The following is a 12,233-nucleotide window of genomic DNA, read 5'->3' on the forward strand; positions in this document are numbered from 1 at the left end:
GCCTTCACCGTTGCAGCAGTGACATACCTTTCGCGCGCAGGCAGTCCGCGTAGCAGGCCGGAAATCCGCCATGGATAAACATCCGGAACGTCATGTTGCGTTGCAACGGGCAACTTGACCGCCAGCAAGAAACTCGTCAGTTTCCATTTAGAAAACTAGCCGGTTTCCGCATGGGATCCCCAATGCCGCTCCTCTCCTCGCGCCAGCACTCCGCCATCCACCGCAGGGTCGGGATCGGCGCTGCCGCCGCGCTGACACTACTTTCCCTCACCGCGTGCGACGGCAAATCAGGCGGCGCCGCCAATGCCGCGCCCGCCCCGCCGCCTCCCGCCCAGGTCACGGTTGTGACGCTGCGCCACCAGCCCGCGCCGGTCACCACCGTGCTGCCCGGCCGCACCACCGCCTTCCGGGTGGCCGAGGTCCGCCCCCAGGTCGGCGGCGTGCTGCGGGAACGGCTGTTCACCGAAGGCGAGGAAGCGGCGGCCGGCGAGCCGCTGTTCCGCATCGACCCCGCCCCCTTCCAGGCCGCCCTTGAGACCGCGGAGGCGTCGCTCGCCCGTGCCGCAGCGTCCGCGAACTCGGCTGAACTCACCGTCAACCGCTACCGCCCGCTGGTGCGCGCGCGCGCCGTGAGCCAGCAGGATCTCGACCTCGCGGAAGCGGCGTTGCGCCAGGCGCAGGCGGATGTCGCCTCGGCCCAGGCCGCGGTGGACACGGCGCGCATCAACCTTGGCTACACCGTGGTGAATTCGCCGATCGCCGGGCGCACCGGGCGGTCCTCGGTGACGGTGGGCGCGCTGGTCACGGCGAGCCAGTCTTCCCCCCTCGTCACCGTCACCCAGCTCGACCCGATCCATGTGGACATGACGCAGCCGAGTGCCGCGCTGCTGCGCCAACGCCGCGACGTCGCGGATGGCGTGCTGCGCCGCGACGCCGCCGACCGCGCATCGGCGGTGCTGATCCTCGAGGACGGCTCGGAATACGCCCGGCGGGGGGAGGTCCAGTTCTCCGAGGTGATCGTCGACCAGGGCACCGGGTCGGTGACGCTGCGCGCCGTCTTCCCGAATCCCGACGGGCTGCTGATGCCAGGCATGTTCGTGCGCGCCCGCGTCGAGGAAGGCACCATCGACCAGGCGCTGCTGGTGCCGCAACAGGCGGTGATGCGCACCCCGCGCGGCGAGCCCATGGCCTATGTGGTGAACGCCCAGGGCGTGGTGGAACAGCGCATCCTCAAAACCAGCCGAGCGATCGGCACCGACTGGCTGGTGACGGAAGGCCTCGCCGCCGGCGATCGCGTGGTGACCGAGGGCGTGCTTCGCATCCGCCCCGGTGCCCGGGTCGAAGCCTCCGAGGCCCCTGCCCGGCCCGGCCAGGTCGCGGCCGCGAACTGAGGCACTTTCATCATGGCCCGCTTCTTCATCGACCGCCCGGTCTTCGCCTGGGTGCTTGCCATCGCCATCATGCTGGCCGGCGCTTTGTCGCTGCGCAGCCTGCCGGTCGCGCAGTATCCCTCCATCGCACCGCCCGCCATCTCGATCTCGCTCACCTATCCCGGCGCCTCGGCCGAGACGGTGCAATCCACCGTCGTGCAGGTGATCGAGCAGCAGCTCAGCGGCATCGACAACCTGCTCTACTTCTCCTCCAACGCGTCGAAGGATGGCAGCGCGACCATCACCCTGACCTTCCGCCAGGGGACCAATCCCGACACGGCGCAGGTGCAGGTGCAGAACAAGGTGCAGCTCGCCGTGCCGCGCCTGCCGCAGACGGTGCAGCAGCAGGGCATCCGGGTCGCCAAGTCCACCAGCAACTTCCTGGTGGTGGTGGGCTTCGTTTCGACTGACGGGCGGATGACGAATGCCGATATCGCGGATTTCCTCACCACCAATGTGCAGGACCCGCTGAGCCGCACGCCGGGCGTCGGCGACTACCAGGTCTTCGGGTCGCAATATGCGATGCGCATCTGGCTCGACCCGGCGAGGCTGCTGAATTTCGGCCTGACCCCAGGCGATGTGGCGACCGCCATCCGCGCCCAGAACGTGCAGGTCGCGAGCGGTGAGATGGGTGCCCTGCCCTCCGTGCAGGGCCAGCAGCTCAACGCCACCGTCATCGGCCCGTCCTATCTGCGCTCACCCGAGGAATTCGGATCGATCCTGCTGCGCGTGCGCACCGACGGGTCGCAGGTGCGGCTGCGCGACGTCGCGCAGATCGAGATCGGCAGCGAGAGCTACGCCACCGAAGCGCGCTTCAACGGCCAGTCCGCCGCCGGCATCGGCGTGAAGCTGGCGAGCGGTGCCAATGCGCTCGACACCGCGGCGGCCGTGCGCGCCACCATCGACCGGCTGCGCCCGCTGCTGCCGCAGGGGCTGGAGGTGGTGTACCCCTACGACACGACGCCCTTCGTCGTGCTGTCCATCGAAAGCGTGGTGCACACGCTGATCGAGGCGATCGGCCTCGTCTTCCTGGTGATGTTCCTGTTCCTGCAGAACTTCCGGGCGACGCTGATCCCGACCATCGCCGTGCCGGTCGTGCTGCTGGGCACCTTCGCGGTGCTGCAGGCCGCGGGCTTCACCATCAACACGCTGACCATGTTCGGCATGGTGCTGGCGATCGGCCTGCTGGTCGACGACGCCATCGTCGTGGTCGAGAATGTCGAGCGCTTGATGGCAGAGGAACACCTGTCGCCCATCGAGGCGACGCGCAAGTCGATGGACCAGATCACCGGGGCGCTGGTCGGCATCGGCATGGTGCTGTCCGCCGTCTTCCTGCCGATGGCCTTCTTCGGCGGTTCGACCGGCGTGATCTACCGCCAGTTCTCCATCACCATCGCGACCGCGATGGGCCTGTCGGTGCTGACGGCGATCTTCTTCACCCCTGCGCTCTGCGCCACGCTGCTGCGCCCGCACAAGCCGGGCCAGGGCAAGCGCGGCTTCTTCGGCTGGTTCAACCGCGGCTTCGACCGCGCCAATCGCGGCTATACCCGCGGCGTCGGCGCCAGCCTGCGGCGGCCCTTCCGCATGCTGGTGATCTATGCCGCGCTGCTGGCGGGGCTGGGCGTCGCGTTCCTGCGCCTGCCCGGCGGCTTCCTGCCGGATGAGGACCAGGGCATCGCCTTCGTGCAGATCGTCGCCCCCCCCGGTGCGACCGCCGACCGCACCCAGCGCGCGCTGGACGAAGTGACGCGCTACCTGCTGGAGGATGAGCGCGGCGTCGTCGCCTCGGTCTTCGCCATCAACGGCTTCAACTTCAGCGGGCGCGGCCAGAATTCCGGCATGGCCTTCGTCAAGCTGCGCGACTGGTCCGACCGGCCGGGTGCCGCCAACAGCGTGCAGGCGTTGACGGGGCGGATCATGCGCCGCTTCGGCACCTATCGCGACGCGATGATCTTCGGCTTCGCCCCGCCGGCGATCACCGAGCTCGGCAACGCCACGGGCTTCACCTTCCAGTTGCTCGACGAAGGCGGGCTTGGCCACGACGCGCTGATGGCCGCACGCAACCAGTTGCTCGGCCTGGCCGCGCAAAGCCCTGTGCTCGCCGCCGTGCGCCCGAACGGACTGAATGACGAAGCGCAGTTCCGCCTGGTCATCGACTGGGAACGCGCGAGCGCGCTCGGCCTCTCGGTCTGGGATATCAACACCACGCTGTCCACCGCCTGGGGCTCGACCTACGTCAACGACTTCATGGATCGTGGTCGGGTGAAGCGCGTCTATCTCCAGGGCGAAGCCGCCGCGCGCATGCTGCCGGGCGACCTCGACCGCTGGTTCGTGCGCAATGCCTCCGGCCAGATGGTGCCGTTCTCCGCCTTCGGGCACACCGAATGGGTCCATGGCTCGCCGCGGCTGGAACGCTTCAACGGCGTCGCGTCGCGTGAGATCGCGGGCGCCCCGGCACCGGGCCATACCACGGGCGAGGCGATGGCCGAGATGGAACGGCTGATGGCGCAGTTGCCGCCCGGCTTCGCCCATGCCTGGTCGGGCCTGTCCTATGAGGAGCGGCAATCCTCCGGCCAGGCGCCGGCGCTCTATGCGCTGTCGCTGCTGGTGGTCTTCCTCTGCCTCGCCGCGCTGTACGAAAGCTGGTCGATCCCGGCCGCGGTGATGATGGTGGTTCCGCTCGGCGTGCTGGGCGCGGTCGCGGCCTCGCTCGCGCGCGGGCTGTCGAACGACGTCTATTTCCAGGTCGGGCTGCTGACCACCATCGGCCTGTCGGCCAAGAACGCCATTCTGATCGTCGAATTCGCCAAGGAGAATTTCGACCGCGGCATGGGCCTGCTGGAAGCGGCGGTGGATGCCGCGCGCCAGCGGCTGCGCCCGATCATCATGACCTCCCTCGCCTTCGGGCTTGGCGTGGTGCCGCTGGCGATTTCCACCGGCGCGGGCGCCGGCGGGCAGAACGCCATCGGCATCGGCGTGCTGGGTGGCGTCGCCGCCGGCACGCTGCTCGCCATCATCTTCGTGCCGGTCTTCTTCCTCGTCGTGCTGCGGCTGTTCCGCACACGGCGGAAGTCCGAGACGAAGACCGAATCAAATCCCCCCGCCGCAGTTCCGGCGGCCGGAGAGTGACCATGTCCCGCCTTCCCGCCCTTTCCCTCGCGGTGCTGCTCACTGCGGGTTGCAGCCTGATTCCCGACCGACCGGCGACCGACGCCGCGGTCACCGCCGGCTGGCCGGAAGGACCGGCCTACCGCCGCACCGCCGCAGCAGCACCCGCGCCGGCGGATCCGGTGCTCGCCGCCGACGCCATCAGCTGGCGGGACGCCTTCACCGATGCGCGGCTGCAGCGTGCGATCGAAACAGCGCTCGCCAACAACCGCGACCTGCGCATCGCCGTGCTGAATGCCTCGGAGGCCGAGGCGCAATTCCGGGTGCAGCGGGCCGACCTGTTCCCGCAACTCGGCGCCTCCGCAAGCCTCGATGCCAGCCGCACACCGCTCGGCCTTGCCTCCTCCGCCGCGCCGGTGGACAGCACGGCGGGGGTGACACGGCGCGTCTACAATGCGGGCGTCGGCCTCAGCGCCTATGAGATCGACCTGTTCGGCCGGACGCGCAGCCTCAGCACCGCCGCCTTCGAACGCTACCTTGGCTATACCGAGACGCGGCGCAGCGCGCAGATTAGCCTGGTGGCGCAGGTCGCCAGCGGCTGGCTCGCCATCGCCGCCGACCAGGAACTGATCGAGCTGACGCAGCGCACGCTGGCCAACCAGCAGGAAGCCTACGGCATCACCCGCGCGGCCTATGAAGGCGGCACGGCGACTGAACTCGCGCTGCGCCAGGCGCAGACCTCGGTGGAGACGGCGCGGGCCACCCTGGAACGCTACACCCGCGCCAAGGCGCAGGATGTGAACGCGCTGGCGCTGCTGCTCGGCCAGCCGGTGCCAGCGGACCTGCTGCCGGCGTCGCTGTCGGCCCGCAATCCGGCCGTGGCGGAGGTCTCGCCCGGCGTCCGTTCCGAGATCCTGCTGCGCCGGCCGGACGTGCTGGCGGCGGAGCGCAACCTGACCGCCGCCAATGCGGAGGTCGGCGCCGCGCGGGCCGCCTTCTTCCCCTCGATCACCCTGACAGCCGGCGCGGGCACCGGCAGTGCCGCGTTGTCGGCGCTGTTCGGCGCGGGCAGCGGCATCTGGTCCTTCGCGCCGCAGATCAACCTGCCGATCTTCACCGGCGGGGCGCTCGAAGGCAGCCTGGATGCCGCGCGCATCCGCACGGACATCCAGGTCGCGACCTATGAGCGCACGGTGCAGACCGCCTTCCGGGAGGTCGCGGACGCGCTGGCCGGCCGCGGCACCTATGACCGGCAGATCGCCGCGCAGCGCGCCCTCGTCGCGTCCTATGAGGCCGCCTACCGCCTCGCCTTGCTGCGTTTCCGCAGCGGGCTCGACAACTACCAGGCACCGCTCGATTCCCAGCGCCAGCTCTTCACCGCGCAGCAGGAGCTGATCGGGCTTGAATTGCTGCGGTTGCAAAACCGCGTGTCGCTGTATCGTGCCCTCGGCGGCGGCTGGCAGGAGAGGAGCGGCACCATGGCGCAGGGACAAGCCGGACGGTCATGAGCGTGGCGGCGGAGCCGATCGCACGGCGGCGCCTGTCCGATGAGGACCGCTGCCGCCTGCTGCGCGAATCGGCCGCCGAGGTCTTCCTGCGCGACGGCTATGCCGCGGCGCATATGGATGAGGTGGCGCGCGGCGCGGGGATGTCGAAGCGCACCCTGTATCAGCACTACCCCTCCAAGGCCGCGCTGTTCGAAGCGGTGATGGAGGATTGCCTCGCGCCCTTCGGCGTGGACATGGCGCTGGAACACCATCCGGACCTGGCGACCGCGCTGCGGGGCATGCTGGAAGCGCTGAGCCGGCACCTGTTCGAACCGCGCCAGGTCGCGGTCTTCCGCCTTGTCATCGCCGAGGTGAAGCGGTCCCCGGAACTCGCCGAGGCCTTTCATCGGGCGGGCCCCGGTCGCGGCGCAGGTTCGCTCGAACGGCGTCTGGCGGTCGAAATTGCTCAGGGCCGGCTGCGCATGACGGATGCCCGCGCGGCGGCGCACGCATTGTTCGGCATGGCAATCGGCACGGCGCACGTGTTCCACCTGCTCGGCCTCAAGGAAGCGCCGGCGCGGACGGAGGTGGCGCGGCTGGTCGCCGACGCCGTCGCGGTCTTCCTGCAAGGCGCCCTCATCCCCGAAGGGTCTTGAGCCGGCGCTGCGTGCGATCGGTTCTAGTGACGGCTGGCGGTCAGCAGGGCCGTGACCGAGTGCAGCACCCGCAGCGCCCGCCAATCCCCGGCCTCATGCGCGGCGGCCATTATCTCGTCCAGCGCCGCGATCGCCGCGCGGAGCCAGGGCTGCCGCATGTCCAAGTCTGTATGCTCCGAGAGAAGTCTGTCGTCAGCAAGGACGACGTCGATGGGCTTGTTCATCGGAACCCCCCGCGCTCATCTGGATAACCACCGGTAGAGCGTCACGGTTGACGATAAGCTTTCCTGGTTAGCGACTGCAATGCCAATCAGCGGCCCTCACCCTTTCGGCCCGAGGCGCCTCTGCGCCGCCATGCGGACCGGCGCATTGGCCGCCCCGAAACCTGCATAGCCGCCGGCGCGCGCGACGATCTCCAGGAAGAAGCGGTCGCGGAAGGCATGGGTGTAGGCATGCAGGAAGGTGCCGCCGGCAGCATCCCGATCGTAGAGCAAGTGGCGCCTGGCGAGCGCCGCGATCGTCGCGTCGTCGAGGTCGAAGCGGGCGGCGAGGTCCTCGTAGTAGTTCTCGGGGATGTCGAGCAGAGGCGCTTCATGTGATGCAGCGGCATCGACGGCCGCGGCGGCGTCCGCCGCGATGAAGGCGACATGGTGGACGCCGGCCCCTGCATGGGCCGAGACGAAGCGGCCCGTTCCGGTCCGCCGGCTTTCCGAGACATTCAGCGGCAGCCGCACGCTGCCGTCGCCGGTGACGAAGGCACGCGAACTCACCAGCCCGTAGGGGTCGGGCAACTCCCAGGGCGTATCCGGCACCAGACCCAGCAATGCGCGGTAGAACAGGACGAAGCTGTCCATCATGTCCGGCGTCATCGCCTGAGCGGCGTGGTCCACGCCGCGCAATTCGCCGCCATCGTGGGCGGCTTCAAGGTGGAAGTCGTCCTCCCAGAAGCGGCGGCCCTCCGCGGACGGGTCCTCGACCAGGTACAGGAGCGTGCCGTCCGGGGCGCGCACGGCCGGGATGCGCCGTTCGCCGGCGCCGATGCGCTCGCGCCAGACCGCGTAGGATAGCTTTTCGGCGCGTGCGACGAGCCGGGCCGGGTCGTCCACCCGGACCGCCATGGCGCAGACGCAGGGGCCAAGCTGCTCGAAGCGCTCGCTCGCCGCGCTGTCCGGTTCCGCGTTGAAGATGAGGTTCGCTCCACCATTGCGCCACAGCTCGACATCCTTCGAGCGGTGCAGCCCCGCGCGCCGGAAACCAAGCGCGCCGACGAAGCGCCCGAGTTCCTCTCGCGCCGCGTGATCGACGGCGAACTCCACGAACTCGATGCCGGAGAGCCTCGGCAGTGCCGGCAGCGGCGCGAGGCCCACCTCATCTTCCAGCAGGACCAGGCTGCGCTGGCCGTCTCGCGCGATGCGGCGCGATGGCGCGGCGCGGAACTCGTCGTTGAAGACCTCGAGCGACAGCGGCCCGGCATAGCCGGTGGCGAGCAGGTCCTTCAGGAAATCCGCGACGGGCAGTTCACCCTGACCAGGGTACAGCCGGTGGTGGCGGCTCCAGGACAGCACATCCATCGACAGCTTCGGCGCATCGGCGAGCTGGACAAAGAACAGCTTCTCCGCCGGCACCGTCCCCGCAAGCCCGCCAAGATCGTCGCCGAGCGAGAGGGTATGGAAACTGTCGAGGCACAGGCCGAGTGCCGCATGGTCGGCCTGCCGCACGATGTCCCAGGCCTGCCGCCATCGGCTGACGTGCCGGCCCCAGGCCAGCGCCTCATAGCAGACGCGCAGACCGCGCGCCGCGGCGCGTTCGGCCATGGCGCGCAGGTCCTCGGCTGCGCGCGCCGGTTCCGCAAGTGCTGCGGCATGTACGCTGGAGCAGACCAGGATCAATTCGGTGCCCAGCGCCTGCATGGTGTCGAACTTGCGCTCCGCCCGGTCGAGGTTGCGGCTGCGCTGCGGCTCGGGCATCCCCTCAAAATCGCGGAAGGGCTGGAAGATCGTGATGGCGAGATCGAGATCCTCGCACATGCGCCGCACATCGGCCGGTGTGCCATCGAAGGTGAGCAGGTCGTTCTCGAAGATCTCGACGCCGTCGAAGCCGGCGGCCGCTGCGGCTTCGAGCTTGTCCGGCAGGGTTCCGGACAGGCAAACGGTGGCTATGGATTTGGGCAGGCTGCGCTGCGGCATCACACATCCTCCGATCCGGCATCGACACGCCCGAACGTCGAAGACGATGGCCCGTGGCGGTGCCACTCGTCCTTGAACCGGCGTCGCGACGCGCCGGCACGTTGCGCTTGTATGTACCAATCAGTACATAACGCCGCAAGCAAGACCTACCACCCCTTGGGAGATCCACCATGACCAGTTCCGACCGCCTGCCGCCGGTTCTGGTTGGGCTGATCGGGGCAGGGATCCAGGCCTCCCGTTCGCCGGCGCTCCATGAACGCGAAGGCGCGCGACAGGGTCTCAGGCTGATCTACCGGCTGATCGACCTCGAATTGCTGCGCCTGGGACCAGAGGCACTCGACGAATTGCTGACCGCGGCCGAGCGCATGGGCTTTGCAGGCGTCAACATCACCTATCCCTGCAAGCAGGCCGTGATCCCGCTGCTGCATGCCTTGTCGGACGATGCGCGGGCGCTGGGCGCGGTGAACACGGTGGTGCTGCGCGACGGCCGGCGCATCGGTCACAACACCGATTGCTCGGGCTTCGCGGAGGGCTTCCGTCGTGGCCTGCCCGATGCGGTGCTCGCGCGGGTCGTGCAACTCGGCGCCGGCGGCGCGGGTGCCGCGGTGGCGCATGCGCTGCTGTCCGAGGGCGTCAGTCGTTTGACCGTGATGGACAGCGACGCGCCGCGCGCCGCCGCGCTGGCGCAGGGCCTATGCGCTCGCTTCGGTGCCGGACGCGCGATCGCCTGCGCCGACCTGGTCGGGGCGCTCGCCGATGCCGACGGGCTGGTGAACTGCACGCCGGTCGGCATGGCGAAGTTCCCGGGTATGCCGCTGCCGGCGGCGCTGCTGCGGGCCGCCCTGTGGGTCGCCGAGATCGTCTATTTCCCACTTGAGACCGAATTGCTGCGCGCGGCGCGCGCCCTCGGCTGCCGCACGCTCGATGGCGGTGGCATGGCGGTGTTCCAAGCCGTCGGCGCCTTCCGCCTGTTCACCGGGATCGAGCCGGACGCCGAGCGAATGCTGCGGCACTTCACGGAGATGTCGGCCGCTGAGCCCTGACCCTAAGGTTGCACATAGCGCAGCACGGCATCCACGATCATCCGACGCTGCGCCGCGACGGCCTCCGGTGCATCGAGGTCCCGCCCATAGATGGCCCGCAGCGTGTGCCGGTTGGAGACACGGTAGAAGCAGTAGGAACTGATGAGCATATGCAGGTCGAGCGCATCCAGGCCCGGCCGGAACGCGCCCTCCCCCTCCCCACGCGCGATCAGCCTGCGCAGCGTACCGATGATCGCTGCGTTGCGTGCGGGGATGGTGGGCGAGGCAGCGACGATGCGAGCCTCATGGATGTTCTCGACACTGACCAGACGGACGAATTCGGGGTGCTGCGCATGGTGGTCGAAAGTGACCTCCACCAGGCGGCGTAGCGCCTCGGCAGCCGGCAGGGTATCGAGGTACAGGGCCCGCTCGGCATCCCGCATGCTGCCATACATATGTTCCAGCACGGCGGCGTAGAGCTGTTCCTTGCTCCCAAAGTAATAGTAGATCATGCGCTTGGTCGTGCGCATCCGCGCCGCGATGTCGTCCACACGGCCGCCGGAGAAGCCCTTCTCGCTGAATTCAGCGATGGCGGCGTCCAGCACCTCGCGCCGTGTCTCCTCCGGTGTGCGGCGCTGCCGCCGGACGCGTGCGCCTTTGGTTGGGGTCTCGCTGTCGGCCATGGCAGGGCGCGGCTTTCTGATCGGTCCCGGCGCAGTCTGCCATGGCCCGCGCGTCCTGTGATCCCGCCCGGTCAGATCGCGCCGCTGGCCAGCGCGTGGTCAACGCCGCCGAGGATGTGCGCCGCCAGGACCGCCCGCGCCCGCGCCGCGTCGCGAGCGATGGCACAGTCCCGCAGGGCCTTGTGCTCCTCGATTGCGATCTCCCCCCGGAAGCCGAGGGCGAGGTTCTGGTAGCGCAGGTAGCGGTCGAAGACGGTCGCATGCGTCGCCATCAGCGTGCGCGACCCGCAGGCGGAAATCAGCGTCCTGTGGAATTCGGAATCAAAGCCGCGCCAGAGGTCCAACGCCGCACCGTCACCCGCCCACAGGCGGTCCTGCATCTGTGCGAGCTTGTGGTGCGCAGCTACGACGCGCCCTTCCCATTCCACGTCGCCGGCGCGGAAGGCGTGTTCCATCGCATGGCCTTCGAGCAGCAGGCGAAGCCGCGCCAACTCGCGGAGCTCTTTGGCGGAGAAGGGCGACACCTCGAAGCCGCGCTGGCCTTCCGCAACGACAAGGCGTTCGGCGATCAGGCGGCTCAGGCTTTCCCGCAGCGTGCCAACCGCGACGCCATAGCTGTCGCGCAGCCCTTCGAGGCGCAGCTTCCGCCCGGGTTCCAGCGTGCCGCGCAGAATGTCGGCGCGGATCAGACGCCAGGCGCGCTCGCTCGGGGCCTCGGCCGGCGTCAGGGCGACGCCGCCGCTCATCCGCCGAGGCCTGCCGCCGGTTGTCGCGCCTCGCCCGGCGGTACGGCGCCCTGCCGCGCGCGGCGGTCGCGCGCGACGAAGGGCACCAGCGCCCCGCCATGGACGACGTGCTCCACGCAGCCTTCGACATGCGCCCGCAGGATGTCCCGCGCGCGGGCCGCGTCGCGCATCAGCGCGCAGCCGAGCAGCGCCGCATGCTGCTCCGCCGCGATGGCGCCACGGAAGACCACCGCGACCATCTGGTAGCGCAGGAAGCGGTCGTAGGCCGCGGCGTAGGTTTCCAGAAGCGCCGTCGAGCCGCAGGCCGCGATCAGCGCGTGATGAAACTCCCGGTCATAGTGCTTCCACAGCGAGGCATCGGCCGTCTCGGCTGCCAGCAGCCGGCGTTCCAGCACGGCGAGCTTGTGGTGGGCGGCGACGACCTGCCCTTCCCAATCAAGGTCCCCGTTCGCGAATGAGGCGGTGATCGCCTCGCATTCGAGCAGCAGGCGCAGTTCGGCGATCTCCCGAAAGTCCTCGGCGGAGACCGGGGCAACGGCGAAGCCGCGCTGTCCCTCAGCAATGACTAGGCCCTCCGCGGCAAGCCTGGTCAGGGCTTCCCGCAGCGTGCCGACCCCGACGCCATAGATCTCACGCAGCCCGTCGAGGCCGAGCTTCCGGCCAGGGGCGAGCCGTCCCAGCACGGTATCCGCCCGGATGCGGCGATACGCCGCCTCACCGGAGGTTTCCCCTTCGCCAGGTCTCTCCTGCCCTGCCCGCGTCACGGCGGCGCCTCCCTAGAACCGCTAGCGACGAAGTATCGGTGACGCAGGGGCCGGCGTGCAATACCCGTCATTTCCGCTAATCTACGATATTCCTGCGAATCTCTATTGATCCTCCCTCCGCTCACCCCTAGCGTCGCAGCAAGCCGCCGAT

The 12,233-nt window shown here is 69.4% G+C and carries 10 protein-coding genes; 5 read left to right on the forward strand and 5 right to left on the reverse strand.

Translation table 11 applies throughout. The annotated features are described in order from the left end of the window. Positions 1-182 precede the first annotated feature (182 nt). From AC2YHJ_RS18330 to AC2YHJ_RS18345, 4 genes are read left to right on the forward strand one after another with little or no spacing between them, the layout of a single operon-like run. Positions 183-1,391, forward strand: coding sequence for an efflux RND transporter periplasmic adaptor subunit (locus AC2YHJ_RS18330; protein WP_487397536.1), 1,209 nt, complete (start codon positions 183-185; stop codon positions 1,389-1,391). 12 nt (positions 1,392-1,403) lie between these two features. Next, a complete protein-coding gene (locus AC2YHJ_RS18335) occupies positions 1,404-4,559 on the forward strand; it encodes an efflux RND transporter permease subunit (RefSeq protein ID WP_487397537.1) in 3,156 nt (1,051 codons plus the stop codon). A gap of 2 nt (positions 4,560-4,561) precedes the next feature. Then, positions 4,562-6,046: an efflux transporter outer membrane subunit gene (locus AC2YHJ_RS18340; protein ID WP_487397538.1), complete on the forward strand. Its 1,485-nt coding sequence runs from the start codon at positions 4,562-4,564 to the stop codon at positions 6,044-6,046. Then, positions 6,043-6,681: a TetR/AcrR family transcriptional regulator gene (locus AC2YHJ_RS18345; RefSeq protein ID WP_487397539.1), complete on the forward strand. Its 639-nt coding sequence runs from the start codon at positions 6,043-6,045 to the stop codon at positions 6,679-6,681. The genes AC2YHJ_RS18340 and AC2YHJ_RS18345 overlap by 4 nt, the downstream gene beginning before the upstream one ends. A gap of 23 nt (positions 6,682-6,704) precedes the next feature. On the opposite strand, the gene AC2YHJ_RS18350 is transcribed toward AC2YHJ_RS18345, so the two are convergent. Beyond that, positions 6,705-6,839, reverse strand: a complete 135-nt coding sequence (locus tag AC2YHJ_RS18350) for a hypothetical protein (RefSeq protein ID WP_487397540.1) — start codon at positions 6,837-6,839, stop codon at positions 6,705-6,707. 162 nt (positions 6,840-7,001) lie between these two features. Next, a complete protein-coding gene (locus AC2YHJ_RS18355; protein WP_487397541.1) occupies positions 7,002-8,867 on the reverse strand; it encodes a bifunctional sugar phosphate isomerase/epimerase/4-hydroxyphenylpyruvate dioxygenase family protein in 1,866 nt (621 codons plus the stop codon). A gap of 170 nt (positions 8,868-9,037) precedes the next feature. Between AC2YHJ_RS18355 and AC2YHJ_RS18360 the strand changes: the two genes are divergently transcribed. Then, positions 9,038-9,910, forward strand: a complete 873-nt coding sequence (locus tag AC2YHJ_RS18360; protein WP_487397542.1) for a shikimate dehydrogenase — start codon at positions 9,038-9,040, stop codon at positions 9,908-9,910. 2 nt (positions 9,911-9,912) lie between these two features. On the opposite strand, the gene AC2YHJ_RS18365 is transcribed toward AC2YHJ_RS18360, so the two are convergent. The 3 genes from AC2YHJ_RS18365 to AC2YHJ_RS18375 form a co-directional block, all read right to left on the reverse strand. Further along, positions 9,913-10,572 carry a TetR/AcrR family transcriptional regulator gene (locus AC2YHJ_RS18365; protein WP_487397543.1) on the reverse strand — a complete coding sequence of 220 codons (660 nt, stop codon included), beginning with the start codon at positions 10,570-10,572 and terminating at the stop codon, positions 9,913-9,915. A gap of 71 nt (positions 10,573-10,643) precedes the next feature. Continuing rightward, positions 10,644-11,318, reverse strand: coding sequence for an FCD domain-containing protein (locus AC2YHJ_RS18370; RefSeq protein WP_487397544.1), 675 nt, complete (start codon positions 11,316-11,318; stop codon positions 10,644-10,646). After that, on the reverse strand, positions 11,315-12,082 hold the full coding sequence (locus AC2YHJ_RS18375; RefSeq protein WP_487397545.1) for a GntR family transcriptional regulator: 768 nt from the start codon (positions 12,080-12,082) through the stop codon (positions 11,315-11,317). Before AC2YHJ_RS18375 ends, AC2YHJ_RS18370 begins: the two co-directional genes overlap by 4 nt. Positions 12,083-12,233: the final 151 nt, after the last annotated feature.

It is taken from the genome of Roseomonas sp. SRI_022 (assembly GCF_057586215.1).